The 23,651-nt window shown below is 66.7% G+C and carries 24 protein-coding genes; 12 read left to right on the forward strand and 12 right to left on the reverse strand.

Annotation, left to right across the window (positions count from 1 at the left end; translation table 11 throughout):
• Positions 1 to 217: 217 nt before the first annotated feature.
• On the forward strand, positions 218 to 1,192 hold the full coding sequence (locus AC5P5X_RS03365) for an RluA family pseudouridine synthase (RefSeq protein WP_111118353.1): 975 nt from the start codon (positions 218 to 220) through the stop codon (positions 1,190 to 1,192).
• A 411-nt stretch (positions 1,193 to 1,603) separates the two neighbouring features.
• Here AC5P5X_RS03365 and zupT read toward each other — a convergent pair whose 3' ends face one another.
• From zupT to AC5P5X_RS03380, 3 genes are all read right to left on the reverse strand, one after another.
• Positions 1,604 to 2,413 (reverse strand): zinc transporter ZupT, encoded by an 810-nt coding sequence (gene zupT / locus AC5P5X_RS03370; RefSeq protein ID WP_012480802.1) that lies wholly within the window; start codon positions 2,411 to 2,413, stop codon positions 1,604 to 1,606.
• A gap of 98 nt (positions 2,414 to 2,511) precedes the next feature.
• On the reverse strand, positions 2,512 to 2,928 hold the full coding sequence (locus AC5P5X_RS03375) for an energy transducer TonB (RefSeq protein WP_005410316.1): 417 nt from the start codon (positions 2,926 to 2,928) through the stop codon (positions 2,512 to 2,514).
• Positions 2,925 to 3,275: a 4a-hydroxytetrahydrobiopterin dehydratase gene (locus tag AC5P5X_RS03380; RefSeq protein ID WP_005410315.1), complete on the reverse strand. Its 351-nt coding sequence runs from the start codon at positions 3,273 to 3,275 to the stop codon at positions 2,925 to 2,927. The genes AC5P5X_RS03375 and AC5P5X_RS03380 overlap by 4 nt, the downstream gene beginning before the upstream one ends.
• 90 nt (positions 3,276 to 3,365) lie before the next feature.
• Between AC5P5X_RS03380 and AC5P5X_RS03385 the strand changes: the two genes are divergently transcribed.
• Both AC5P5X_RS03385 and AC5P5X_RS03390 read left to right on the forward strand, forming a co-directional pair.
• Positions 3,366 to 3,965, forward strand: coding sequence for an NfuA family Fe-S biogenesis protein (locus AC5P5X_RS03385; protein WP_005410314.1), 600 nt, complete (start codon positions 3,366 to 3,368; stop codon positions 3,963 to 3,965).
• Positions 3,966 to 3,975: 10 nt separating this feature from the next.
• A complete protein-coding gene (locus AC5P5X_RS03390) occupies positions 3,976 to 5,742 on the forward strand; it encodes a hypothetical protein (RefSeq protein ID WP_076739319.1) in 1,767 nt (588 codons plus the stop codon).
• Positions 5,743 to 5,846: 104 nt separating this feature from the next.
• On the opposite strand, the gene AC5P5X_RS03395 is transcribed toward AC5P5X_RS03390, so the two are convergent.
• Both AC5P5X_RS03395 and AC5P5X_RS03400 read right to left on the reverse strand, forming a co-directional pair.
• Complete coding sequence (locus tag AC5P5X_RS03395) at positions 5,847 to 6,260, reverse strand: barstar family protein (RefSeq protein ID WP_005410312.1); 414 nt, start codon at positions 6,258 to 6,260, stop codon at positions 5,847 to 5,849.
• Positions 6,260 to 6,712, reverse strand: coding sequence for a guanyl-specific ribonuclease (locus AC5P5X_RS03400; RefSeq protein ID WP_005410311.1), 453 nt, complete (start codon positions 6,710 to 6,712; stop codon positions 6,260 to 6,262). Before AC5P5X_RS03400 ends, AC5P5X_RS03395 begins: the two co-directional genes overlap by 1 nt.
• Before the next feature lie 221 nt (positions 6,713 to 6,933).
• Here AC5P5X_RS03400 and AC5P5X_RS03405 point away from each other — a divergent pair, with 221 nt between their 5' ends.
• Positions 6,934 to 7,545 carry a superoxide dismutase gene (locus AC5P5X_RS03405; protein ID WP_005410310.1) on the forward strand — a complete coding sequence of 204 codons (612 nt, stop codon included), beginning with the start codon at positions 6,934 to 6,936 and terminating at the stop codon, positions 7,543 to 7,545.
• A 118-nt stretch (positions 7,546 to 7,663) separates the two neighbouring features.
• Here AC5P5X_RS03405 and AC5P5X_RS03410 read toward each other — a convergent pair whose 3' ends face one another.
• Complete coding sequence (locus tag AC5P5X_RS03410; protein ID WP_111189657.1) at positions 7,664 to 8,512, reverse strand: endonuclease/exonuclease/phosphatase family protein; 849 nt, start codon at positions 8,510 to 8,512, stop codon at positions 7,664 to 7,666.
• 163 nt (positions 8,513 to 8,675) lie between these two features.
• Here AC5P5X_RS03410 and AC5P5X_RS03415 point away from each other — a divergent pair, with 163 nt between their 5' ends.
• Both AC5P5X_RS03415 and AC5P5X_RS03420 read left to right on the forward strand, forming a co-directional pair.
• The gene (locus AC5P5X_RS03415; protein WP_005413967.1) at positions 8,676 to 10,241 is read left to right on the forward strand and encodes a POT-type proton-dependent oligopeptide transporter; all 1,566 of its coding nucleotides are present in this window, start codon (positions 8,676 to 8,678) and stop codon (positions 10,239 to 10,241) included.
• Positions 10,242 to 10,248: 7 nt separating this feature from the next.
• A complete protein-coding gene (locus AC5P5X_RS03420) occupies positions 10,249 to 10,875 on the forward strand; it encodes a rhomboid family intramembrane serine protease (protein WP_005410307.1) in 627 nt (208 codons plus the stop codon).
• A 55-nt stretch (positions 10,876 to 10,930) separates the two neighbouring features.
• Here AC5P5X_RS03420 and AC5P5X_RS03425 read toward each other — a convergent pair whose 3' ends face one another.
• A complete protein-coding gene (locus AC5P5X_RS03425) occupies positions 10,931 to 11,092 on the reverse strand; it encodes a hypothetical protein (protein ID WP_005413966.1) in 162 nt (53 codons plus the stop codon).
• A 209-nt stretch (positions 11,093 to 11,301) separates the two neighbouring features.
• Between AC5P5X_RS03425 and AC5P5X_RS03430 the strand changes: the two genes are divergently transcribed.
• The 4 genes from AC5P5X_RS03430 to AC5P5X_RS03445 all read left to right on the forward strand — a co-directional run bounded on the left by AC5P5X_RS03430 (position 11,302) and on the right by AC5P5X_RS03445 (position 14,562).
• Positions 11,302 to 11,604, forward strand: a complete 303-nt coding sequence (locus AC5P5X_RS03430) for a GNAT family N-acetyltransferase (protein WP_005410305.1) — start codon at positions 11,302 to 11,304, stop codon at positions 11,602 to 11,604.
• Between the two features lie 37 nt (positions 11,605 to 11,641).
• Positions 11,642 to 12,523 (forward strand): DUF3298 and DUF4163 domain-containing protein, encoded by an 882-nt coding sequence (locus tag AC5P5X_RS03435; RefSeq protein ID WP_005410304.1) that lies wholly within the window; start codon positions 11,642 to 11,644, stop codon positions 12,521 to 12,523.
• A 19-nt stretch (positions 12,524 to 12,542) separates the two neighbouring features.
• Positions 12,543 to 13,658 (forward strand): cyclopropane fatty acyl phospholipid synthase, encoded by a 1,116-nt coding sequence (gene cfa, locus AC5P5X_RS03440; RefSeq protein ID WP_012480799.1) that lies wholly within the window; start codon positions 12,543 to 12,545, stop codon positions 13,656 to 13,658.
• Between the two features lie 142 nt (positions 13,659 to 13,800).
• Positions 13,801 to 14,562: a hypothetical protein gene (locus AC5P5X_RS03445; RefSeq protein ID WP_012480798.1), complete on the forward strand. Its 762-nt coding sequence runs from the start codon at positions 13,801 to 13,803 to the stop codon at positions 14,560 to 14,562.
• A gap of 202 nt (positions 14,563 to 14,764) precedes the next feature.
• On the opposite strand, the gene AC5P5X_RS03450 is transcribed toward AC5P5X_RS03445, so the two are convergent.
• A complete protein-coding gene (locus AC5P5X_RS03450; RefSeq protein WP_329762585.1) occupies positions 14,765 to 16,933 on the reverse strand; it encodes a M3 family metallopeptidase in 2,169 nt (722 codons plus the stop codon).
• A 130-nt stretch (positions 16,934 to 17,063) separates the two neighbouring features.
• Here AC5P5X_RS03450 and AC5P5X_RS03455 point away from each other — a divergent pair, with 130 nt between their 5' ends.
• Positions 17,064 to 17,543, forward strand: coding sequence for a glutathione peroxidase (locus AC5P5X_RS03455; RefSeq protein WP_065183474.1), 480 nt, complete (start codon positions 17,064 to 17,066; stop codon positions 17,541 to 17,543).
• 76 nt (positions 17,544 to 17,619) lie between these two features.
• Here the strand turns inward: AC5P5X_RS03455 and AC5P5X_RS03460 are convergent, their stop codons facing one another.
• From AC5P5X_RS03460 to AC5P5X_RS03475, 4 genes are all read right to left on the reverse strand, one after another.
• The gene (locus AC5P5X_RS03460) at positions 17,620 to 18,399 is read right to left on the reverse strand and encodes a ferredoxin--NADP reductase (protein ID WP_005410300.1); all 780 of its coding nucleotides are present in this window, start codon (positions 18,397 to 18,399) and stop codon (positions 17,620 to 17,622) included.
• Between the two features lie 80 nt (positions 18,400 to 18,479).
• A complete protein-coding gene (locus tag AC5P5X_RS03465; RefSeq protein WP_495215897.1) occupies positions 18,480 to 20,351 on the reverse strand; it encodes an ABC transporter ATP-binding protein in 1,872 nt (623 codons plus the stop codon).
• A gap of 239 nt (positions 20,352 to 20,590) precedes the next feature.
• Complete coding sequence (locus AC5P5X_RS03470; protein ID WP_005413960.1) at positions 20,591 to 21,043, reverse strand: carboxymuconolactone decarboxylase family protein; 453 nt, start codon at positions 21,041 to 21,043, stop codon at positions 20,591 to 20,593.
• Positions 21,044 to 21,079: 36 nt separating this feature from the next.
• Complete coding sequence (locus AC5P5X_RS03475) at positions 21,080 to 21,976, reverse strand: RNA polymerase sigma-70 factor (RefSeq protein ID WP_111118356.1); 897 nt, start codon at positions 21,974 to 21,976, stop codon at positions 21,080 to 21,082.
• Positions 21,977 to 22,123: 147 nt separating this feature from the next.
• Here AC5P5X_RS03475 and AC5P5X_RS03480 point away from each other — a divergent pair, with 147 nt between their 5' ends.
• Positions 22,124 to 23,641 carry a fumarate hydratase gene (locus AC5P5X_RS03480; RefSeq protein WP_005410296.1) on the forward strand — a complete coding sequence of 506 codons (1,518 nt, stop codon included), beginning with the start codon at positions 22,124 to 22,126 and terminating at the stop codon, positions 23,639 to 23,641.
• Positions 23,642 to 23,651 lie beyond the last annotated feature (10 nt).

Here is a 23,651-nt window from a genome sequence, read left to right on the forward strand (position 1 = left end):
CCAGGCTGGAGCGCCACGCGGGACATGTTCAGCACGGTTGCGTGTCAGGCATCCGGCGATGGCCGGGAAGGCCGGTGAGCCGCTAACATGGCCGCCCCGCGGGCGGTGGTCGCGCACTGTGCCGGATTCGTCGGAAGCTGGGCTTCTGGCCCTGAGTAACTTCCAACGAAATCAATCCCTTATCTCGCCCCCCGAGTGTAACAGAATAAACAGCCTGATGACCGCCCAAGACCCCACCAAGCCCGCTGGCGACAAGCCTTCCGTGCGCATGATCACCGTTCCCGCCGACCGCGCCGGCCAGCGCCTGGACAACTTCCTGCTCGGCCAGCTGAAGGGCGCCCCGCGCAGCCTGGTCTACAAGCTGGTGCGCAGTGGCCAGGTACGGGTGAACGGCGGCCGCGCCAAGGCCGAGCGCAAGCTGGAGGCGGGCGACGAAGTGCGCGTGCCGCCGGTTCGTCTCACCGAAGAGGGAGACAAGGTGGGTCCCCCGGAGGCATTCATGCGCCGGCTGGAGCAGGCCATCGTCTTCGAGGACGCGCGCCTGCTGGCCCTGAACAAGCCCACCGGCGTGGCCAGCCACGGCGGCAGCGGCATCAGCTTCGGCGCCATCGAGACCCTGCGCGCGCTGCGCCCGGGGCAGACCCTGGAGCTGGTCCACCGGCTGGATCGCGACACCTCGGGCCTGCTGATCGTGGCCAAGAAGCGCTCGGCGCTGAGCGAACTGCAGGCGCTGCTGCGTGAAGACCACGGCGCCGGCATCCGCAAGCGCTACCTGACCCTGCTGTCCGGGCGCATGCCCGACGGGGTGATGACGGTCGATGCGCCGCTGCATGTCGGCCTGCGCCAGGGCGGCGAGCGCCATGTGCAGGTCAACGCGATCGGCAAGGAATCGATCAGCCACTTCCGGGTGCTGGAGCGCCGCGGCGGCCATTCCTATTGCGAGGTGCGCATCGAGACCGGCCGTACCCACCAGATCCGCGTGCATGCCCAGCACCTGGGGCATCCGGTGGCCGGCGACGACAAATACGGCGATCCGGCGGTCAACAAGCGGCTTCGTGAGCAGATCGGGCTGAAGCGTCTGTTCCTGCACGCGGCCTCGCTGGAGTTCGCGCTGGACGACGGCAAGAGCCCGTATGTGCTGAACGCGCCGCTGGCCGATGAGCTGGTCGAGGCGTTGGACCGCCTGCGCTGACGGCAGTTCGGCGGCGCCGGGCGCTTGGTCGGCGCCATTCGCAGCGCTCAGACACCCGCGCCTCTTCGCCCTCGCCGGACCTGCGGTGCTCGGCTCGCTACAAGGCGGACCCGGACATCCGCAGCGTAGGCCCATACCCGCACGCAGCCTTTGTAGACTCGAGTCGTACTCGACTCACGCGCGCAGCGCGCGCTTCGCTCTTCAATCTTTTCATCGCGCGGCTGGCGTGCACGGAAGAATGACGGGGCACGGGCGGGGCCGGCTTGCAGGGGTGTCTGCGGCATGGATGCCGCGGACAAGCCCCCATGGACGGGTTCACGGCGTCCCCTGCAAGCCGACCCCGCCCGTGACCTCTCGATACTGCGGAACGTGCCAGCCGCGAGGGGGCTCAGCCCGTTGGCCGGGAACCCCTCACCACTTGAACAGCACCAGGCTGATCGCCAGGGTGCCCATGCCGGCCACCAGGCCATATACCGTCTCGTGGCCCTTGGCATAGCGCTTGGCTGCCGGCAGCAGCTCGTCCAGCGCCAGGAATACCATCACGCCAGCGATCAGTCCGAACACCCAGCCGAAGGTGGCGTGCGACAGTGATCCGGACAGCAGCCAGTAGCCAAGTGCCGCGCCGACCGGTTCGGCCAGTCCCGACAGCAGGCTGGCGCTGAACGCATAGAACTTGTTCTGGGTGGCGAAGTACACCGGCACCGCGATCGCGATGCCCTCGGGAATGTTGTGGATGGCGATGGCGAAGGCCAGCGGCATGCCCACCGACGGGCTTTCCAGCGTAGCGAAGAAGGTCGCCAGGCCTTCCGGGAAATTGTGCGCGGTGATCGCCACCGAGGTCAGCAGCGCGACCCGCTTCAGGTACTCGCGACTGTTTTCGCGGAACGCAGGGTCCTGTTTGTCCAGGCTGTCATGCGGGTTGGGAATGAAGTGGTCGATCAGCACGATCACGATCACGCCGGCCAGGAAGGCCAAGGTGCCGTAGGTGAAGCCGGTGCGCTCGCCATAGGCCAGGGCGAACGATGCGATGGACTTGTTGAGGATCTCCGATAGCGACACGTAGACCATCGCGCCGCCGGCGAAGGCCAGGCCGAACGCCAGCAGGCGCGGATTGGGGCGGCGCGAGAACAGCACCAGCAGGCTGCCGATGGCAGTGGCCAGACCGGCCGCGAGGGTGACCGCCAGTGCGATCCAGACATTTTCGGGGGGAATCTGCAGCATGTACCGACGCGGTCCTGGTCAACAGACAGCCGCCCCGGATGAGCCCGGGGCGGGGAGGGCGAGGCGGGCGTCGGCTGGCCTCGTCGGGGCGCGCGCGATCAGCCGCCGCGGCGCAGGCGTTCTTCGATGGCGAAGCACTGATCGGGCTTCGGCTGCGGCGGGTTGAAGCTGACCGGCACCTGGATGGTGGCCGGCACGGCAGCGCCATTGCGGGTGGCGGCCTTGAACTGCCAGCCCTGAACGGCCGTTTTGGCCAGTTCGTCCAGCTGCGGGTTGCCGGCGCCGGTCAGCAGGGCGACCTCGCTTGGCTTGCCGTCGGTGCCGATGGTCACCTTGAAGGTGCTGGTGCCGCCTACGCCCATGCAGGCCAGTTCAAGCGGGTACTGCGGTGGCGGCGTCTTCACCGCGGCCACTTCGGTCGGCGGCGGCGGCGGTGGTGCCGGCGGTTCCGACGGGCCACAACCGGCCAGGCCGGTCGCAGCAATCAGGGACAGGCTCAGCAAGCGTACGTTCATGGCAGTTGCTCCGTCAGGGCCGAAGTCTTCGCAGCGCAGATGAAGTCGTTCTCGCTCAGGCCGCCCACGTCGTGGGTGGAAAAGCGCACCACGGCGCGGTCGTAGTGCACGCCCAGGTCCGGATGGTGGTCCTCGCGGTGGGCAATCCAGGCCAGCGCGTTCACGAAGGCCATGGTGGCGTAGTAATCCTTGAAGCGGAAGGTGCGCGTCAGGGCCTGTCCGCCCTCGCTCAGCTCCCAGCCGGGAATCTGCGGCAGCAGTTCGGCCAGGCGGGCTTCGCCGAGCTTGTGGTCGCTGCCTTTGCGCGGCACGCAACGGGCCTGGGCCAGTGGAATCAGGTCGGCCATGGGAATCTCCACCTCGTGTTGACTGAACAATGCGCCGGACGGTGTATAAATCGAATGAGCGGCTGACGCTTACTTGGCTAGAATAGCCTGATGATCCAGATCTCCGACACTGCCCAGACCCATTTCCGCAAGCTGATCGAACGCGAGGGCGTGCCCGGCATGGGTGTGCGCTTGAGCGCGGTCGATCCCGGCACCCCGCGCGCCGACGCCCGGCTGGAGTTCGCCGAACCGACCGACCTGCTCGGCGACGAGTGGGCGGTGGACTGCGATGGTTTCACGCTTTACGTTGATGCCGGCAGCGTCGGTTGGCTCGATGGCGCCGAGATCGACATCGTCGCCGGCAGTGCCGGTACCCAGCAGCTGACCATCAAGGCGCCGCGCATCAAGGGCGAAGCGCCCGGCGATGCCGCTTCGCTGGTCGAGCGCGTGCACTGGGTGGTGGAAAACGAAATCAATCCGCAGCTGGCCTCGCATGGCGGCAAGGTGGCCGTGCAGGAAGTTTCGGCCGAAGGCGTGGTGCTGCTGCGCTTCGGTGGCGGTTGCCAGGGCTGCGGCATGGCCGACGTGACCCTCAAGCAGGGCATTGAAAAGACCCTGATGGGCCGCGTGCCGGGCGTGACCGCCGTGCGCGACGCGACCGACCACGACAGTGGCCACGCGCCGTATATCCCTCGCGGCAACGCCGCCTGATCGCTGACGCGTGCCTCTGACCCGGGCCGAGCAGTTCATCGACCTGCTGCTGGCCCGCCAGCAGCCCAGGGCCGTCCTCGAGAAAACCACGCGCCTGCCGTATGGCTGGGCGCTGTGGCTGCGCTCGCTCGGTCCGTTGCCGCGGCCGCTGCACGCCAGCGAGTTGATCTCGGTGCTGCTGCCGCGTCCGCTGCCAGGGCCACCCGGGCAGTTGCCCCGGTTGTCACCCTGGCAAGCGATGCGCCGTCTGTTCTGGCAGGACTGGGATGCTGCGCCGCGCGACCAGCGCTGGATGCGTTGGGTCTCGGCCTTGGCCAGTGCGCTGCTGCATCTGCTGTTCTTCATGCTGCTGCTATGGGTGGCAGTGATCCGCACCTCGGCACCGGAAGAACAAGGCGCCGAGGGCGAGCGCGTGCAGGTGGAGTTCGTCGGTCGCGCTACCCGGGAGGGCGGCGGCGATCAGCCAGGTGCGGAAGCGGCGGCCGCTGCACCGCCGGGCCAGGTTGCAGCTGGCCAGAACGCAGGGGCCGCAACGGCACCTGAGCCGCGTCCGGCGTCCGCGTCGGCAGCTGCGTCCGCACCCGCTCCGGCTGCAGTGGCCAGCGTGCCGCCGCCGCCCGCCGAATCCGAGCCGGCGCCGGTCGCGGCACCGCCGCCGTCTCCGGTGCAGGCCACCGAAGTAGCCGAGGCCAGTACGGATTTCGTGGTGCCACCTGTCAGCGTGCCGCGCACGGAGATCAGCATCGTGCCGCGCGACACGGTACCGACGGTGCGCGAGCGCAGCGTGCAGCCGGTGCAGGCGCCGCCGGCCCCGGCCGCACTGCGTGCGCCGGAGATCGCGGTGCGGACGCCGCAGCTGCGTGACATCCCGGTGCAGGAGCGTGAAATCAGTACGGTCGATGCACCGGCGATATCGCAGCCGCTGCGCACAGCCGATGTACAGGTCCGTGTGCCGCAGCGCGATGTGCAGGTGCGCGAGCGCGAAGTGCAGGCCGTGGTCGATCCGCAGGTACGGATGGCTGCTGTGGCCGGGCGCGAGCCGACCGTGCGTGCGCCGGCAGGCCGTGACCTGCAGGTGCGCGAGCGCGAAGTTGCGTCGGCACCCGCGGCGGCGCCTTCAACGTCCAGTGGCAGCGCGCCAGCGGCAACGCCCGCGCCTGCGGCCAGGAGCACTGCAACCCAGGCCAACAGCAGCACGCCACGGCCATCCGCCTCCAGCACGACACCGGCCCAGGCCGGCGCGCGTCCGGCTCCCAACCCGGGCAACTGGGCTACGCCTGCCAAGGGCGACGACTGGGGCGCGTCGAGCCGCAACCACGACGGCGCCAGCAGGGGCGCAAGCCAGGCCAGTGCCGCCGGCAAGGGCAATGGCCTGTTCAATGCCGACGGCAGCGTGCGCGTGCCGGGGCAGGAAGGCGGCGGTCACGCCGAACGTGGTGCCCCCGGTGGCGCCAACGATGGCTGGAGCAAGGAGCGCATCGCGCAGTCTGGCACCTGGTTGAAGCGACCGCCGTACGATTACACGCCGACTTCGTTCGACAAGTATTGGGTGCCGCAGGAATCACTGCTGGCCGAATGGGTGCGCAAGGGCATCAAGTCGATGGAGATTCCGTTGCCGGGCACCGGTACGAAGATCTCCTGCGTGATCTCGATCCTGCAGGCGGGTGGCGGCTGCGGCCTCACCAATCCGAACATGCAGGACCAGCCGGCGGTGGCACGGCCGCCGCCGGACATTCCGTTCAAGAAAGAGCTGCAGGAAGATAACGGGAGCCGCTAGGCAAGGCGCGCGCGCCACACGCTGGCCGGCTCGCGCTTGGGTAGGTGCCAACCTTGGTTGGCACAGGAACGCCGACCAAGGTCGGCCTCTACCAGGGCATTGCCCTACGCGCTCTGCGACAGGAACACCCAGAACGGCACGTCGCGGCCGACCCAGTCGCGGCTGGCTTCGTCCATCACGTCCAGCAACGTGTCGAAATCCTTCTGTGTGGAGGCGCGCAACGTATCCACGTCGGCCAGGAACAGCGCGTAACCGTCGGCCGGCAGCCATTGCAGATCACGAAGGTTGTCCGACAGTGCATCCCAGTTGCCGCCGAAGCCAGCCGGGAAATCCAGCTGCGCCGCCAGCCGGGCGAGCAGGGTGCGTTTGTCGGCGACGCCTTCCAGGTCGATGCGGATCACCTTCAGGCCGGCATCGCGCATCGCTGCGGCCAGTGCGCCGATGTCGTCGCTGTCGATGGCGTAGACGCCGGCATTGTTGATGTCATGCAGGCCGAGGCCGAAATCATCGTGGCTCATCACTGCGCTCCCTGGGCCGGTACGGTGAAGCTGCGGAACGATTCGTAGTGGTCGTCGGTGTAGTACCACGCCTCCGGCGGATCGCCGCCGGTGACGATGCGGCGCGTGCCACGGGTGCGCGCGCCGGGGGTGTCCACGGTGTATTCGCGGTAGTAACCGCGCGGACGCTGCGGCAGCTGCTGTTCGCGGTTACCGAAGGTGCTGCCATCCTGGCGGTGCGGGAACGGCCCGCCGCGCTGGATCAGCGCGATCGTCTGCAGGGCTTCGGCGGGCAGGAAGGCGGGCAGACCGTTGCCCTTGCCGGGCGTGGCCGTGGCCGGTGCGCGCGCGGCAGTCGCACCCTGCAGGTCCGGCGCGAACTGCGGCGCCGGCGGGCGCTGCATGAAATGGTTGACGACCAGGCCGAGCAGCAGCAGGGCGATGGCGGTGATCAGCAGCCGGGGGTTGCGCATGGGCAAGGAAGCGGGCGAGGGTGGTGCTCGCACTGTAGCGCCTGCGCGCTGCACGGTGCATGAGGACGGCGCCGCGTCACCGCTGCGTAACAATTGCCGTCGTGCTCACCGGCAGGACGCAATTTCCTTTACATCCCCCTTGGTAATCTGGCGGTCTGTCCCCATCATTCACCGCGCAACGCCCGACACCGTCGGGTGCCCTCGCAATCAGGAGATGCATCATGGCCTATACCCTGCCCAAGCTGTCCTACGCCTACGACGCGCTGGAACCGCATATCGATGCGGCGACGATGGAAATCCATCACACCAAGCATCACCAGACCTACATCAACAACGTCAACGCGGCGCTGGAAGGCACCGAGTACGCTGACCTGCCGGTCGAAGAACTGGTGAAGAAGCTCAAGTCGCTGCCGGAGAACCTGCAGGGTCCGGTGCGCAACAACGGTGGCGGCCATGCCAACCACTCGCTGTTCTGGACCGTGATGGCACCGAACGCGGGCGGTAACCCGGTGGGCGACGTGGCCAAGGCCATCGACAAGGACCTAGGCGGCTTCGACAAGTTCAAGGACGCCTTCACCAAGGCAGCGCTGACCCGTTTCGGCAGCGGCTGGGCCTGGCTGAGCGTGACTCCGGACAAGAAGGTGGTGGTCGAGAGCACCGGCAACCAGGACAGCCCGCTGATGGAAGGCAACACCCCCATCCTCGGCCTGGACGTGTGGGAACACGCGTACTACCTGAAGTACCAGAACCGCCGCCCGGAATACATCGGCGCGTTCTTCAACGTCATCGACTGGAACGAAGTCGAGCGCCGTTACCAGGAAGCGATTGCCTGATCGTGGTAACAGGATGAACAGAAAAGGCCGGGGGAAACCCCGGCCTTTTTGTTTTCCGCATTGGTAGTGCCGGCCGCTGGCCGGCAGCCCTGGAATGCCGGCCAGCGGCCGGCACTACCTATTCGGCCGTGGCCGCATCGCCCTGCAGGCGCAGGGTGGCCATTACGCCCAGACGCAGGCCCGGCAGGTCGCCGTCGGCCGGCAGCAGGATCGGCTGCTGGCGGATGCCGCCGAAGTGCTTGACCTGGAACAGCACGTCCAGGCCATGACCACTGGCGCCACCGCCGCTGGCCGCCGGCGGCTCGGGGCGGCCACCCGGATTGCGCCGGGCCGGCTGGAACCCCGGGGTACTGCGCACGAGCTCGACGGTGGTTGCCGAGAAATCACCGGCGATCAGGCTGGGCATGCCCTCGGCGGTGGCGCCGATCCAGGTCATCAGGTCGCTGGTCTGGTGCTGGCGGGCAGTGGCCTCGTCCGGGTCCGGGCGCAGCCGTGCCACATAGATGTTTACCAGCGCCTGGCCCAGCTTCAGCCGCATCATGCCGGCGGCGCTGAAGGTGCCGGGTGGGTGCAGCAGGGTCACGCCATCCTCGCTGACCGGCAGCCGGGTCAGCATCGCGTTGCCGTGCCGCAGCGGCTGGCTGGGCGGATCGGCGGTAACGAAGTCGCAGCTGTAGCGCAGCCGGCTGGCCAGCCAGCAGGCCGGATTGCGGCCCTGCTGCTGCAGCACATGCTGTACGGAGATCACGTCCGGCTGCAGCTCGGTGAGCAGGTGCGCCACCTGTTCGCGGCGCTGCTTCCACTGCGCATCATCGCGGCTGGGCAATTCCAGCGCGGCCACGGTCAGCTGCCGGGGCTCGGCCTCACCGCTGGCGGCGGCCGGTGCCTGCGGCCGCGCCTGTGCCTGCAACGCCAGCAGCAGCACGAGACAGCTGAGCAGGAGACGGGCGTGGGCGAGGGGGCGCATAACGATAAGTTTACGCTTTTGTCGTGCAGGTGCCGTGACTTCCGGCATGTAGTGACGTTGCCTGCCACGGATTGGCACCGTTGTCATGCAGCCCTGCAGCGTGCTTCGCAAGCCCCGCTTCCGGTAACCTTGCGCCTTTCGCTTTGCAGGATTGCCTTACAGGATGAGCCACGACGCAGTTGCCCCCATCGCCGGCCAGGGAAAGATGCCGCGCCAGATCCCGTACATCATCGGCAATGAGGCCTGCGAGCGGTTCAGTTTCTACGGGATGCGCAACATCCTGGTGCAGTTCCTGATCACCTCGCTGCTGCTGCAGGAAATCACTGCGGAAGGCCGTGCCGGTGAAGCCAAGGACATCATGCACAGCTTCATGATCGGCGTGTATTTCTTCCCGCTGCTCGGAGGCTGGCTGGCCGACAGGTTCTTCGGCAAGTACCACACCATTCTCTGGTTCAGCCTGGTCTACTGTGCCGGCCATCTGTGCCTGGCGCTGTTCGAGAACAGCCGCGAGGGCTTCTTCCTCGGCCTGGGCCTGATCGCGCTGGGTGCCGGTGGCATCAAGCCGCTGGTGGCCTCGTTCATGGGCGACCAGTTCGACCAGAGCAACAAGCACCTGGCCAAGATCGTTTTCGACGCCTTCTACTGGATCATCAACTTCGGCTCGCTGTTCGCCTCGCTGCTGATCCCGCTGGTGCTGAAGAACTGGGGCCCGCAGTGGGCGTTCGGCATCCCGGGCATCCTGATGTTCATCGCCACTTTCGTGTTCTGGCTGGGTCGCAAGCGCTACGTGCTGGTACCGCTGCCGCCGAAGGACCCGCATTCGTTCGCCAACGTGGTGCGTACCGCGCTGACCACGCGCGTGGCCGGCCAGGGCCGTCCGGGCCTGGTGATCGCCGTGCTCGGCCTGGTGCTGGCAGCGGCCTCGTTCGGCCTGGTCGGCTCGCTGGGCATCGTCATCTGCCTGTGCCTGGCGCTGGTGTCGATCCTGGCGGGCATCGGCGGTGGCACCTGGCTGCAGCTCGATCGCGCCCGTGGCCAGCATCCGGCCGAAGCGGTTGAAGGCGTGCGCTCGGTGCTGCGCGTGCTGGTGATCTTCGCGCTGACCACGCCGTTCTTCTCGCTGTTCGACCAGAAGGCCTCGACCTGGGTCCTGCAGGGCCAGCAGATGCAGATGCCGAGCTGGTTCACCGCCTCGCAGATGCAGGCGCTGAACCCGCTGCTGGTGATGATCCTGATTCCGTTCAACAACCTGGTGCTGTACCCGGCCCTGCGCCGCTTCGGCTTCGAGCCGACCGCGCTGCGCCGCATGACCGCCGGCATCGCCTTCAGCGGCCTGGCCTGGATCGTGGTCGGCGGCATCCAGGTGGTGATGGACGGTGGCAATGCCATGTCGATCTTCTGGCAGATGCTGCCGTATGCGCTGCTGACCTTCGGTGAGGTGCTGGTCTCGGCCACCGGCCTGGAGTTCGCCTACAGCCAGGCGCCGCAGGCGATGAAGGGCGTGGTGATGAGCTTCTGGAACCTGACCACCACCATCGGCAACCTGTGGGTGCTGCTGTCCAACGCTGCTGTGCGCAACGATGCGGTGACCCACAAGATCGCCAGTACGGGCCTGAGCGAGGCGGCATTCCTGATGTTCTTCTTCGCCGGTTTCGCCTTCGTCGCGGCGTTGGCCTTCGGTTGGTACGCGAAACGCTATCGTATGGTCGACAACTACCGTAGCGCCTGAGCCTGACATGACCCCCGTCAATCTGCTGTTGATCGCCATCACCGCCCTCCTGTCGTGGATGGCGTTCAACAACCGCAAGCTGGCCGACCGCCTGATCCTGTGGCCGCCGGCCATCGACCGTCACCGCCAGTACGACCGGCTGGTGACCTATGGCTTCATCCACGCCGACTGGTCGCACCTGATCTTCAACATGATCACCCTGTTCTTCTTCGGGGGATTCATCGAGAGCGTGATGGTGCAGCTGACCGGCAGCTACCTGACCTACCCGGCGTTCTACATCGGTGCGCTGCTGGTCTCGATCCTGCCCAGCTACCTGAAGAACCAGAAGAACCCGAACTACCTCAGCCTGGGCGCGTCCGGAGCGGTGTCGGCGGTGTTGTTCGCCTTCATCCTGATCAAGCCGTGGTCGATCATCCTGGTGTTCTTCATCCCGGCACCGGCCATTGTCTATGCCGCGTTCTACGTGGGCTACAGCATCTGGATGGACAAGCGCGGTGGTGATCGCATCAACCACAGCGCCCACCTGGCGGGCGCGGCGTTCGGTGTGATCTTCATGCTGGCCATGCAGCCGAGCATCTTCACCCACTTCCTGCGCGAGCTTTCCAACCCGACCTTCCGTCTCGGCGGCGGTTGAGGGGCTGGGGTCGGATCCACTGGATCCGACCCCGGGGGCAGGGACCCGCTCCTGGTCAGGCGCGGGTCTGCTGACCGTAGGTGTCCAGCAGGCGGGCGAATACCTCTTCGCCGATGCGCTGGAAATCCTGATCTTCGGTCTGCCCTTCCACCGCCAGCTGCAGCAGGCCCTCCAGCAGGGCGCGGTCGGTGTCGGAATGGGAATCGCTGGGGTGCATCGGAGCCTCCGCGGTGGTGCGCATGATCAACGGTCGCAAGGGCCGTGCCAGCATGGCCGTACCCCTCCACAGGCGATAGCGGCCGTCCTCGCTCCAGCTTGAGGGTCGAAAACTGACGTGAATGGATTGGACTTGCCCCTGTTCAGGCTTCACGCGATCATGGCGCCCGGCTGCGCACCATCCACGCAGTCGCCGCAGGAGACAGTTCCATGGCTTCGGTCACGCCCCCCGGTCTGGCCTACGAGGTCGAACACGACCTGGCCAACCATCGCTTCACCGCCCGTGTGCGGGGACAGCTGGCGGTGCTCGATTACCAGATCAAACGCAGGCGCATGGTCATCACCCACACCGAGGTACCCGAGCCGATTGCCGGCCGTGGCATCGCAGGTGAGCTGACCCGCGTGGCACTGCGCTTTGCCCGCGAGCAGAAGTACAAGGTGGTGCCGGCATGTTCCTACGCCGAAGCCTTCCTGCAGCGGCACGAGGAGTACCACGACCTGCTCGCTGGCTGAATGCCAGCGGGCCACGCTTCAGCCATGGCAGGCGATGATGTACAAACATGAACAGGGGATCCCGATGAAGATTGGAAACAACCGGCCATTGCACGGCAGCGTGCTGGCCGGCGTGGTGGGCGTGCTGTTGCTGGCCGGTTGCCAGCGTGAAAGCGAGCCGGCACCGGCGACCGACGCGGCCCCCGCCGCCGAGGCCACTGCCGCAGGTGAAACGCCGGCCACGGAAGCGCCGCTGGACCTGCGCGACGTGATCGAGAACAACGAGCGCGAAGTGGTGGGCATCAGCTACCCGGCCGGCATCGATCGCTACCCGGGCCTGGCGCGCGCGCTGCAGAACTACGCAACCAGCGCACGCAGCGACCTGCAGCAGGCACTGGACGGGCTCGGCAATGACAAGCCGACCATGCCCTACGAACTGTCGCTGAGCTTCGAGAAGCTGCTGGAAACGCCGCAGCTGGTGGTGGTCAGTGCCGATGGCAGCCGCTATACCGGTGGCGCCCACGGCGAGCCGCTGGTGGCGCGTTTCGTGTGGCTGCCGGCGCAGCAGCAGATGCTCAGTGCCGACAAGCTGGTGGCCGATGCCAAGGGCTGGAAGGCGATCAGTGATTTCGTCGCCGACCAGCTGCGCGAACGCGTGGCCACCCGCCTCAGTGGCGAGGACATGGACCCGGCCCAGCTGCAGGAATCGCTGCGTAACGCATCGCGCATGATCGCCGACGGTACCGGCCCCCAGGCCGACAATTTCAGCCAGTTCCAGCCGCTGACCAACGACAAGGGGCAGATCACCGCGCTGCGCTTTGTTTTCCCGCCGTACCAGGTGGGTCCATACTCGGACGGCACCCAGACCGCCGACGTACCGGCGGCGGTGCTGTTGCCGCACGTGGCCAAGGACTACGTGGAGCTGTTCGCACGCGGTTGACCGCAGTCGAGGAGGTGGCGTGGATACAGGGTTGCAGGAGCGGGTCGCCGGCCTGCTGCAGGAAGCCGGGGTCCGCATCGGCGGCACCCAGCCACAGGACATCCAGGTGCATGACCCGCGCTTTTTCGCGCGGGTCATGGCGCACGGCTCGCTTGGCCTCGGCGAGAGCTACATGGACGGTTGGTGGGATGCCAACGTCCTCGATGAATTCCTCGTCCACCTGATGCAGGCACACCTGGATGAACGGGTGCACGGTTGGCGCGAAGTGGCCGATGCGCTGAAGGCGCGCCTGTTCAACCTGCAGGTCGGGCAGGGCAGCTACGAAGTGGGCCGCCGCCACTACGATCTTGGCAACGACCTCTACCAGGCCATGCTCGGCCAACGCCTGGTGTACAGCTGCGGCTACTGGCGCAATGCCGGTGATCTCGATGCCGCGCAGGAGGCCAAGCTGGACCTGGTCTGCCGCAAGCTGGGGCTGCGCCCCGGGCAGCGTGTGCTGGACATCGGCTGTGGCTGGGGTGAAGCCCTGAAGTTCGCAGCAGAGCGCTACGGCGTCACCGGCGTCGGCGTGACCATTTCGCAGGAACAGGCCGGGTTCGCACGCGAACTGTGCGCCGGCCTGCCGATCGAGATCCGCCTGCAGGACTATCGCGAACTGGATGAGCCGTTCGATGCGATCTTCTCGATCGGCATGTTCGAGCATGTCGGCGACAAGAACTACGCCAGTTTCTTCGAGGTGGCCAGGCGCTGCCTGTCTTCGCGCGGGTTGCTGCTGCTGCACACCATCGGCACCAACATCTCGCGGCATCGCACCGATCCGTGGATCGCGCGCTACATCTTCCCCAATTCAATGCTGCCGTCGGCGGTGCAGATCAGCAAGGCGTTCGAAGGGCGCTTCGTGCTGGAGGACTGGCACAACTTCGGCACCGACTACGACCTCACCCTGCAGGCTTGGCGACGCAACGTGGAAGCGGCGTGGCCGCAGCTGGACGCGCGCTACGACGAGCATTTCCGCCGCATGTGGCGGTTCTACCTGGCCGGATCGATGGCCACCTTCCGCTGCCGGCACGCGCAGCTGTGGCAGCTGGTGCTGTCGCCGGAAGGCGTACCGGGTGGGTACGTGGCGCCACGCTGAGGGTGCGCAGGGGTAGATCAGGCCGGATGCGATACTTACTGACGCCAAATCCGTGTGTTGCACGGTCAGCTCCGCGCGTGGGCGTCGTCGACGCTACGCTGTTGGGTCGGCGGGGTTACCGCATTCCTGAAGGCGTTGCAGCATGGGTTGGGACATCACCTACCATCCAGTCGCGGATTCGGAGATCCGTGACATCTATTTCCGTGCTCTGGAGGACGTGACGCTGGTCGAGGCGCTGCAACAGCGGTTCCGGATCGAGCCGTTCTACATGGAGCAGTTGCAGGAACGCATCGACGAGGCTCGCTCGATCAGCGCCGACGTGCCTTTCGAGAAGGGGCACGCTTTGTACCTGGCGATCGTGGCCGGCCACCTTCGGCGGTATCACTATCTCCGCGGGAGCGCCCTTTCGTTTTTCATCGACGATCCGGTGGTCGCCCGGTATTTCGCGGACTGGCGGCAACTGGTGCCGTTGCAGTGGGCGGATGCTGCCGCCGGCAACCATCTACGTGAAAACTATGGTGGTGGCGTGTTCATCACGCATGCCCGGCTGAAGCAATTACGCGCTGATTATGCAGTGGACAGCGCACTTGCTGCGCGCCTGGAGGAGCTGTTCTCCGATGGACGCCTGGTCGTTTTCTGGCGTGTTGTCGATGAAGCGATCGCCAGCGGATGCGGATTGCTGGAGGCCAGCGAGGTGGTCGAGCCGAACCCGATGGATCTCAATGCATCGACCAGCTTGAGCAATCTGCTGAACTGCGCGCCGGATGGCGCGATCCTTTATGCGGAAGCCGCGGCGGCCCAGCTGGCGGAGTTCGTGGCAGCGCACCCGGATATCGCATCGACTGCCGCTGCCGCGCCCGGTGCGCCGAAACGACGGTGGTGGGAGCGACTGTTTCGGCGCTGATCTGGAAGCGCATCCACGCATGGCGCGGATCTACTGGAGTGCGTCATGTGTGGATCGATGATGCCGGGGTTCGTGGCGCGAATGGATCGTGCCGACCAACGGTCGGCACCCACCAGTAGATCCACGCCATGCGTGGATGTCCCAACAAAAAAACCGCCCGGTTTCCCGGGCGGTTTTTCGTTTCAGGCTACTGCGCGGGCGATCAGTTGCCGGCGCCGGTCAGGCCACGCTTTTCCAGCAGCGGTTCGATCTGCGGCTCGTGGCCGGCGAAATCGCGGAACAGCTGCATCGCGTCGACGCTGCCGCCCTTGGACAGCAGGGTGGCGCGGAAGTGGTCGCCGTTCTTGCGGCTCAGGCCGCCGTTGTCCTTGAACCACTTCTGGGTGTTGGCGTCGAGCACTTCCGACCAGATGTAGGCGTAGTAACCGGCCGAGTAGCCGCCCATGATGTGGCTGAAGTACGGGGTCTTGTAGCGCGGCGGCACCGGCGCGTAGTAGATGCCGTCCTTCTCCAGCGCGGCGCGCTCGAAGGCCATCACGTCCTTGGCGGCCGGCACCTGGTCGGCGCCGATCTGGTGCCAGCGCTGGTCCAGCATGGCCGCACCCAGGTACTCGGTGGTAGCGAAGCCCTGGTTGAACTTGGCTGCCGCCAGCACCTTGTCCAGCAGTGCCTGCGGCATCGCCGAACCATTCTGGTAGTGCTTGGCGTAGTTCTTCAGGATGACCGGGTTGTCGGCCCACATCTCGTTGACCTGCGAGGGGAACTCGACGAAGTCACGCGGCACCGAGGTGCCCGAGAAGTACGGGTACTTCACGTTGGAGAACATGCCGTGCAGGGCGTGGCCGAACTCGTGGAACGTGGTGTTCACCTCGTCCCAGGTCAGCAGGGTCGGCTGGCCGGCCGGCGGCTTCGGAATGTTCAGGTGATTGGCGACCACCGGCTTGAAGCCGGTCAGCTTGGACTGCGAGACGTAGGAGTTCATCCACGCGCCACCGCGCTTGGAGGCGCGTGCATACGGGTCGAAGATGAAGATCGCCAGCTGGCTGCCGTCGGCGTCGAACACGTCGTAGGCGGTGACGTCATCGTGGTAGACCGGCAGGTCGGTGCGCTGCTTGAAGGTCAGGCCGAATTCCTGGCCCGCGGCGTAGAACACGCCGTTCTCCAGCACGTTCTTCATTTCGAAGTACGGCTTCAGCTGCGACTCGTCGAAGTTGTACTTGGCCTGGCGCACCTTCTCGCTGTAGAAGGCCCAGTCCCACGGTTCCAGCTTGAACGTCGGCTTGCCAGCGGCCTTCTGTTCCTGGTCGATCATCGCCTGCAGGTCGGCGGCTTCACGCTTGGCGTTGGCCACCGCGGCCGGGGCCAGCTTGCCCAGCATCGCGTTGACCGCTTCGGGGGTCTTGGCGGTCTGGTTGGTCAGGTTGTAGGCGGCGAAGTTCGGGAAGCCCATCAGCTTGGCCTTGTCGGCGCGCAGCTGCATGATGCGCGAGACCAGCGCGGTGTTGTCGAACTCACCGCCGCGGCTGCCGCGGCTCACCGATGCTTCGTAGATCTTCTGGCGCAGGGCGCGGTTGGCCAGGTTGGTCAGCGGCGGCTGGCCGGTGGTGTTGAGCAGGGTGATCACGTACTTGCCGTCCTGGCCGCGGGCCTTGGCGGCTTCGGCGGCGGCGGCGATCTGCTCCTTGGACAGGCCGTCCAGTTGCTTGACGTCGTCGACGGTGATCGCCGAAGCGTTCACCTCCGACTGCACGTTCTGGCTGAACTTGGTACCCAGGTTGGCCAGCTCGGCGTTCATCTCCTTCAGCTTGGCCTTGTCGGCGTCGGACAGCTTGGCGCCTGCGCGCACGTAGTTGTCGTAGTACTTCTCGACCAGGCGCACGCCTTCGGCGTCCAGGCCCAGCTGGCTGCGGGTGTCGTACAGCGCCTGGATGCGGGCGAACAGCTTGCCGTTCAGCGCGATCGCATCGCTGTGCGCGGCGAACTTCGCCGAGTAGTCGGCCTGCAGCTTCTTGCGGGTGTCGTTGGTGTCGGCACCGACCAGGCTGAAGAACACGGTGGTCGCGCGGTCGAGGATGTCACCGCTCTTTTCCAGGGCGATGATGGTGTTGTCGAAGGTCGGCTTGGCCTTGTTGTTGGCGATGGCCTCCACTTCCTTCAGCTGCTGCGCCATGCCGGCGTCGAAGGCCGGGGCGAAGTCGCTGTCCTTGATCTTGTCGAACTGCGGGAAGTGCAGCGGCAGCGGGCTTTCGGCGAAGAACGGATTGGCCTGCTGGGCGGTGCTGCTGGCGGCCGGGGTGGCGGCGCCGGCCGAGAAGGCGGGCAGGGCAAGGCCGAGGGACATGGCCACGGCAAGGGCAAGGCGGGTGGTCAAGGCAGGAACTCCGGTAAGGCAAACAAGGGCCCGAGGGTAACCCGGCCGGCGGCGCCCGCACTTGTGTCAAAAGGCATGTTGCCGCGGCCGGGCGCGGGTACCATGCATTCACCGCCCACGGTTCACCGCCATGACCACTGCCTACGATTTCAGCTTCCGCGACCTCGACGGCCAGCCACAGGCCCTCGCCGGGTACCGGGGTCACCCGCTGTTGCTGGTCAATGTCGCCAGCCGCTGTGGCTTCACCCCGCAGTACACCGGGCTGGAACAGCTGTGGCAGGAGTATCGCGAGCGTGGCCTGGTGGTGATCGGCTTCCCATGCAACCAGTTCGGCGCGCAGGAGCCGGGGGACGCCGCGCAGATCCGCCAGTTCTGTTCGCTGGATTATCCGGTCAGCTTCCCGCTTTCGGAGAAGATCGAGGTCAACGGCGAGGGGGCTGATCCGTTGTGGGTATGGCTGTCACGCGAGAAGCGCGGCCTGCTGGGTAGCGCCCGCATCAAGTGGAATTTCAGCAAGTTCCTGGTCGATCGCCAAGGGCGGGTGGCTGCGCGCTTTGCGCCAACCACCAGGCCGGAACAGCTGCGCAGCGCGATCGAAGCGCTGCTGTGAAGGGGGGAGTGCCGGCCGCTGGCCGGCAATCCCGGAGCGCACGGAGAGCCGGCCGGCGGCCGGCTGCCGTTGCAGATCATTTCTCGACGAACGCGCGCTCGAACACGTAGTGACCCGGCTGGCCGATGCGCGGCGAGACCTGGAAGCCGCGGGCATCGAGCACGCTGCGCAGATCAGCCAGCATCTGCGGGCTGCCGCAGATCATCGCGCGGTCGTTTTCCGGGCTCAGCTCCGGCAGGCCGAGGGTGCGCTGCATCTGGCCGCTTTCCATCAGCTGGGTCAGGCGGCCCTGGTTGGCGAACGGCTCGCGGGTGACGGCCGGGTAGTACAGCAGCTTGTCGCCGATCATCTCGCCCAGGAACTCGTGCTCACGCAGTTCCTTCTCGAAGTAATCGCGGTAGGCCAGATCCTTCTCGTAGCGCACGCCGTGGCAGAGGATCACCTTCTCGAAGCGCTCGTAGGTCTCCGGGTCCTTGATGACCGACAGCCACGGCGCCATGCCGGTGCCCGTGCCCAGCAGGTACAGGTTCCTGCCCGGGTGCAGGTCGCTGATCAGCAGGGTGCCGGTGGGCTTCTTGCCGACCAGCACCTTGTCGCCCGGCTTGATGTGCTGCAGGCGCGAGGTCAGCGGGCCGTCCTGCACCTTGATGCTGAAGAACTCCAGGTGCTCTTCCCAGTTGGCGCTGGCGATGGAATAGGCGCGCAGCAGCGGCCGTGCCTCGGTTTCCAGGCCGATCATCACGAACTGGCCGTTCTCGAAGCGGAAGCCGCTGTCGCGGGTAGTGGTGAAACTGAAGTAGGCATCGGTCCAGTGACGGACCTCAAGCACCGTTTCGGCGCCGAAAGCGGAGGACATGGGCGTATCTATCGAAAGTCGTCGGGGTTGATTCTATCTCAAATGAGATGGGTTCTCATTGGGCGGAACGAGAGGCGTTCTCAGCGGTAACCCGCCGCCTGCAGCTCGAACAGCTCGGCGTACCGTCCTCCCTGGGCCATCAGCTGCGCATGGGTGCCGCTGGCCTCGATGCGGCCATCGGCCAGCACCAGGATGCGATCGGCCATGCGTACCGAAGAGAAACGGTGGGAAATCAGCACTGCCGTACGATTATCCGCCAGCTCCCTGAACCGCTGGAACACTTCGAACTCACTGCGCGCGTCCAGCGCTGCCGTTGGCTCATCCAGGATCATCACCTGCGCATTGCGCATCCACGCGCGGGCAATGGCGATCTTCTGCCACTGGCCACCGGACAGGTCCACGCCCTGCTTGAAGCGGCGCCCGATCAGCTGGTCGTAGCCGCCGGGCAGGTCGTCGATCACTTCCTCGGCCATGCCTCGTCGCGCGGCATCGGCGATTCTTGCCTGGTCGTCCATCGCCTCGACCTGGCCGACGCCGATGTTCTCGCCGGCGCTGAGGTTGTAGCGCACGAAGTCCTGGAAGATCACCCCGAGGTTGGCGCGCAGGTCGTCCAGGTCGTAGTCGCGCAGGTCGCGGCCGTCGAGCAGGATGCGGCCTTCGTCCGGCTCGTACAGCCGTGCCAGCAGTTTCACCAGCGTGGTCTTGCCCGCGCCGTTCTCGCCGACCAGGGCCAGCACTTCGCCGGCCTGCAGCTGGAAATCGAGGTGGCGCACCGCCCACTGTTCGGCATCGGGATAGCGGAAGCCGACGTTCTCGAACACGAAGCCCTGGCGGATCGGCTGCGGCACGCGTATGGCGCCTTCACGCGAGTGGATTTCCGGCTCGATCTGGAAGAACGAGAACAGGTCGTCCAGGTACAGCGCCTGGCTGGCCACCTGCGAGAAGCCGATCAGCAGGCCTTCCAGCAGCTGGCGCAGGCGCAGGAAGCTGCCGGCAAGGAAGGTCAGGTCGCCGATCGAAAAGTCGCCGCGCACCGTGCGCCAGGCAATGTAGGCGTAGGCGGTGTAATACCCCAGCGTGCCCAGCGCAGCCAGCAGCGTGCCCCAGAACGCGCGGCGCCGGGCCAGTGCACGGTTGGCCTGGAACAGCGCCACCGACAGCCGCCGGTAGCGTTCCACCAGGAAGCGGTGCAGGTTGTAGATCTTCACTTCCTTGGCCGTTTCCACGCTGGCACCGAGCTGGCGCAGGTAGTCGAGCTGGCGGCGCTCGGGCGTCCACTGGAAGTTGAGGCTGTAACCGGCCGCATTGAAGTGCGATTCACCGATGAAGGCCGGCACCAGTGCCAGCACCAGCAGCAGGATCAGCCACGGTGCGTAGACCAGCAGGCCAACGGCGAGGCTGGCCACGGTGATCGCGTCCTGGACCTGGCCGAACAGCTGGCTCATCAGGTTCATCCGGCCCATGGTCTGGCGCCGCGCACGGTCCAGCTTGTCCTGCAGGTCCGGGCCCTCGAAGTCCTCCAGATCCAGCGTCGCCGCGTGTTCCATCAGCCGGATGCTGGTGACGTTGGCGAACAGCTCGGAGAGCAGGGCATCGGCGTAGCTGACCAGCCGGCCGAGCAGGTCCGAGGCGATGGCCAGGCCGAATTCCAGCGCCAGCAGGCCCAGCAGCGGATTCAGCACGCCGCTGGACAGCGCTTCGCCCAGCGGCGGGAAGCCCGCGTCGTGCTGGCTCAGGTGCAGGGCGCTGTCGATGATCAGCTTGCCGACGTACAGCATCGCCACCGGCAGCAGCGCGCGGATCAGGCGCAGCCCGAGGCTGGCCAGGGTGAGCGCGGGACTGGTCTTCCAGACCATGCGCAGGAACGGCGGCAGGTTGCGCATCGCCCTGAAGCGCTGGCGCAGGCTGGGTTTCTTCGCGGCGGCAGCGCCAGCGGTGGGGGTAGCAGGCATGCGCGTATTGTGCGCGCCTGATACGTGCAGAGGGGGTCAGTGCAGGCGTGTGGCCGGCACCGGGGTCAGATCCCTTTGCGCGGCAAAGGGCTCTGACCCCAGCGACCCACAGCGGGTCAGGGCCCTTCGCGAAGCGAAGGGATCCGACTCTCCCGCATCCACGCATGGCGTGGATCTACCGTGTCGACCAAGGTCGACACCTACCAGCAGCACCGATGAACTGTCGAAGGCGGGGTGGGTCAGGCCGGCAGCGGCGGCAGCAACCCCGCACCGAGGCGGTTCCAGGCATTGATCACCGCGATGCCCATGCTCAGGTCACTGATGCCCTTCTCATCGAAGTGCGGCGCCAATGCATCGAACGCCGCCTGCGACGGCGCGCCGTCGGTCAGCCGGGTCAGTGCCTCGGCCCAGCCCAGCGCCGCGCGCTCGCGTTCGTCGAAGAAGCGGCTCTCGTGCCATGCCGGCAGTGTGTCCAGCTTGCGCGGCTCGATGCCGCCCTTGCGCAGCGCCGTGCCGTGCATGTCCATGCAGTAGCCGCAGCCGTTGAGCTGCGACACGCGCAGGAACACCAGTTCCATCAGGGTCGGATCGATCGAGCTGTCATGCACCGCCTGGCTGGTGGCCAGCAGGCCCTTGAAGGCCTCGGCGGCCAGGCGGGTGTAGGGGACGCGGGGAGAAGTGTGATTGGACATCGGGGGCTCCACGGCGGCCACGATGGCCGCCTTTCACTACCAGGACGCCGCAGCGTCGCCGCGCGTGACAACCTTCGGCAACTTTTCCGGATTCAACACGCTGTACACGTTGGCGATGCGGCCATCGACCACCTCGATGGTGGTGACCGAGTGCAAGCGATCACCCACAAAGCGCAGGATCGCCGGCTCGCCGTTGACGTAGCCCAGCTGCGCCGGATGCACCGCGCCGCGGCGGGCAATGGCCCAGAACAGGCGACCGATGCGCTCGGCGCCCAGCAGCGGGCGCACCGCTGCGGTGACCACGCCGCCGCCGTCGGACACCAGCAACGCGTTGGTGTGCAGCAGGGCCTGGATCGCCTCGCTGTCGCCGCGCTGCGAGGCATCCATGAAGCGCGCCAGCAGCTGCCGGTGCTGGCTGGCATCGGCGTTGAAGCGCGGCCGTCCGGCCTGCAGGCGCTGCCGGGCACGGTGCACCAGCTGCCGGCAGTTGGCCTCGCTGTGGCCGATCAGCTCGGCGATCTCGCGGTAGTCGTGGTCGAAGGCCTCCTTCAGCAGGAAAGCGGCGCGTTCCTCGGGGCCGAGCTGTTCAAGCAGGGTCAGGAAGGCGACCGAAACGTCGTCGGCCAGGGCATGCAGCTGGGCCGGGCCGGGCGCCGGGTCGGGCTCCAGGGTGACCGCCAGCGGCTCGGCCAGCCATGGGCCGACGTAGTGCACGCGCTCGCGCTTGGCCGCGCGCAGCCGGTCCAGGCCGAGCCGGGTGGTGGTGGTGACCAGCCAGGCTTCGGGGTCGCGGATGGCCGCCGGGTCGGCGCCGGACCAGCGCAGCCAGGCATCCTGGACCACGTCTTCGGCGTCGGCGCGGCTGCCAAGCAGGCGGTAGGCCAGGGCCATCAGGCGCGGGCGGTGGGTCTGGAAAGCGGTTTCGGCGTTCATGTGGGCAGGGACGCCGCAGTGGCGCGTGGCGTGACAGAGCGTCGGGGGAATCTTGCCGGCCAGCGGCCGGCACTACCACCCCGGGGCCGGGGGGAGGGGGTAAAATGGGCGGATTACCCCCGCCAGCCTCGAGCAAGCGAGCAAGACGTGACATCGATCAAGCAGGAAGACCTCATCCAGTCCATCGCCGACGCGCTGCAGTACATCTCGTACTACCACCCGGTCGACTACATCAAGAACCTCGCCGCCGCTTACGAGCGCGAGGAGTCGCCGGCCGCGAAGGAAGCGATGGCCCAGATCCTGATCAATTCGCGGATGTGCGCCGAAGGCCACCGTCCGATCTGCCAGGACACCGGCATCGTCACCGTGTTCCTGGAAATCGGCATGGACGTGCGCTGGGACGACGCCACCATGGGCGTGGAAGACATGGCCAATGAAGGCGTGCGCCGTGCCTACATGCACCCCGACAACAAGCTGCGCGCTTCGGTGCTGGCTGATCCGGCCGGCAAGCGCATCAATACCAAGGACAACACCCCGGGCGTGGTCAACGTCAAGGTGGTGCCGGGCAACAAGGTCGACGTGATCGTCGCCGCCAAGGGCGGTGGTTCGGAAGCGAAGACCAAGTTCGCCATGCTCAACCCGTCCGACTCGATCGTCGACTGGGTGCTGAAGACCGTGCCGACCATGGGCGCCGGCTGGTGCCCGCCGGGCATGCTCGGCATCGGCATCGGTGGCACCGCCGAGAAGGCGATGCTGCTGGCCAAGGAAGCGCTGATGGAGCCGATCGACATCACCGAGCTGCAGGCCCGTGGTGCGTCCAACCGCATCGAAGAGCTGCGCCTGGAGCTGTACGAGAAGGTCAACGCGCTGGGCATCGGTGCGCAGGGCCTGGGTGGCCTGACCACCGTGCTCGACATCAAGATCAACGACTACCCGACCCACGCGGCCAACCTGCCGGTGGCGATGATCCCGAACTGCGCGGCCACCCGCCATGCGCACTTCACCCTCGATGGCAGCGGCCCGGTGATGCTGGACCCGCCGTCGCTGGAAGACTGGCCGAAGCTGACCTACGACGCGTCCAAGGGCACCCGCGTGGACCTGGACACGATCACGCCGGAAGACGTGGCCAGCTGGAAGCCGGGCCAGACCCTGCTGCTCAACGGCAAGTTGCTGACCGGCCGCGATGCCGCGCACAAGCGCATGGTCGACATGCTCAACAAGGGCGAGCAACTGCCGGTCGATCTGAAGGGCCGCTTCATCTACTACGTCGGCCCGGTCGATCCGGTGCGCGACGAAGTGGTGGGCCCGGCCGGCCCGACCACCGCCACCCGCATGGACAAGTTCACCGAGCAGGTGCTGGCACAGACCGGCCTGCTGGGCATGGTCGGCAAGGCCGAGCGCGGCCCGGCCGCGATCGAGGCGATCAAGAAGCACAAGTCGGCCTACCTGATGGCCGTCGGTGGCTCGGCCTACCTGGTGTCCAAGGCGATCAAGGCCGCCAAGGTGGTTGGTTTCGCTGACCTGGGCATGGAGGCGATCTACGAGTTCACCGTGCAGGACATGCCGGTGACCGTGGCAGTCGACTCCACCGGTGAATCGGTGCACAAGACCGGCCCGCGCGAATGGCAGGCCCGCATCGGCAAGATTCCGGTGGTGGTGGAGTAACTCCCCGCAC

This window comes from Stenotrophomonas sp. YJH_SMC_91 (assembly GCF_059368495.1).

What these genes read in the sequence shown, in the direction of transcription:
- AC5P5X_RS03395 (WP_005410312.1), bottom strand. Translation starts at nt 6,260, where the DNA reads ATGAGCCACGATGATTTCGGCCTCGGCCTGCATGACATCAACAATGCC.
- AC5P5X_RS03375 (WP_005410316.1), bottom strand. Translation starts at nt 2,928, where the DNA reads ATGAACGTACGCTTGCTGAGCCTGTCCCTGATTGCTGCGACCGGCCTG.
- AC5P5X_RS03425 (WP_005413966.1), bottom strand. Translation starts at nt 11,092, where the DNA reads ATGCACCCCAGCGATTCCCATTCCGACACCGACCGCGCCCTGCTGGAG.
- AC5P5X_RS03380 (WP_005410315.1), bottom strand. Translation starts at nt 3,275, where the DNA reads ATGGCCGACCTGATTCCACTGGCCCAGGCCCGTTGCGTGCCGCGCAAA.
- AC5P5X_RS03465 (WP_495215897.1), bottom strand. Translation starts at nt 20,351, where the DNA reads ATGCCTGCTACCCCCACCGCTGGCGCTGCCGCCGCGAAGAAACCCAGC.
- AC5P5X_RS03445 (WP_012480798.1), top strand. Translation starts at nt 13,801, where the DNA reads ATGGGTTGGGACATCACCTACCATCCAGTCGCGGATTCGGAGATCCGT.
- AC5P5X_RS03400 (WP_005410311.1), bottom strand. Translation starts at nt 6,712, where the DNA reads ATGCGCAACCCCCGGCTGCTGATCACCGCCATCGCCCTGCTGCTGCTC.
- AC5P5X_RS03470 (WP_005413960.1), bottom strand. Translation starts at nt 21,043, where the DNA reads ATGTCCAATCACACTTCTCCCCGCGTCCCCTACACCCGCCTGGCCGCC.
- AC5P5X_RS03410 (WP_111189657.1), bottom strand. Translation starts at nt 8,512, where the DNA reads ATGCGCCCCCTCGCCCACGCCCGTCTCCTGCTCAGCTGTCTCGTGCTG.
- AC5P5X_RS03435 (WP_005410304.1), top strand. Translation starts at nt 11,642, where the DNA reads ATGTACAAACATGAACAGGGGATCCCGATGAAGATTGGAAACAACCGG.
- AC5P5X_RS03420 (WP_005410307.1), top strand. Translation starts at nt 10,249, where the DNA reads ATGACCCCCGTCAATCTGCTGTTGATCGCCATCACCGCCCTCCTGTCG.
- AC5P5X_RS03455 (WP_065183474.1), top strand. Translation starts at nt 17,064, where the DNA reads ATGACCACTGCCTACGATTTCAGCTTCCGCGACCTCGACGGCCAGCCA.
- AC5P5X_RS03430 (WP_005410305.1), top strand. Translation starts at nt 11,302, where the DNA reads ATGGCTTCGGTCACGCCCCCCGGTCTGGCCTACGAGGTCGAACACGAC.
- AC5P5X_RS03365 (WP_111118353.1), top strand. Translation starts at nt 218, where the DNA reads ATGACCGCCCAAGACCCCACCAAGCCCGCTGGCGACAAGCCTTCCGTG.
- AC5P5X_RS03475 (WP_111118356.1), bottom strand. Translation starts at nt 21,976, where the DNA reads ATGAACGCCGAAACCGCTTTCCAGACCCACCGCCCGCGCCTGATGGCC.
- AC5P5X_RS03460 (WP_005410300.1), bottom strand. Translation starts at nt 18,399, where the DNA reads ATGTCCTCCGCTTTCGGCGCCGAAACGGTGCTTGAGGTCCGTCACTGG.
- AC5P5X_RS03385 (WP_005410314.1), top strand. Translation starts at nt 3,366, where the DNA reads ATGATCCAGATCTCCGACACTGCCCAGACCCATTTCCGCAAGCTGATC.
- zupT (WP_012480802.1), bottom strand. Translation starts at nt 2,413, where the DNA reads ATGCTGCAGATTCCCCCCGAAAATGTCTGGATCGCACTGGCGGTCACC.
- AC5P5X_RS03415 (WP_005413967.1), top strand. Translation starts at nt 8,676, where the DNA reads ATGAGCCACGACGCAGTTGCCCCCATCGCCGGCCAGGGAAAGATGCCG.
- AC5P5X_RS03405 (WP_005410310.1), top strand. Translation starts at nt 6,934, where the DNA reads ATGGCCTATACCCTGCCCAAGCTGTCCTACGCCTACGACGCGCTGGAA.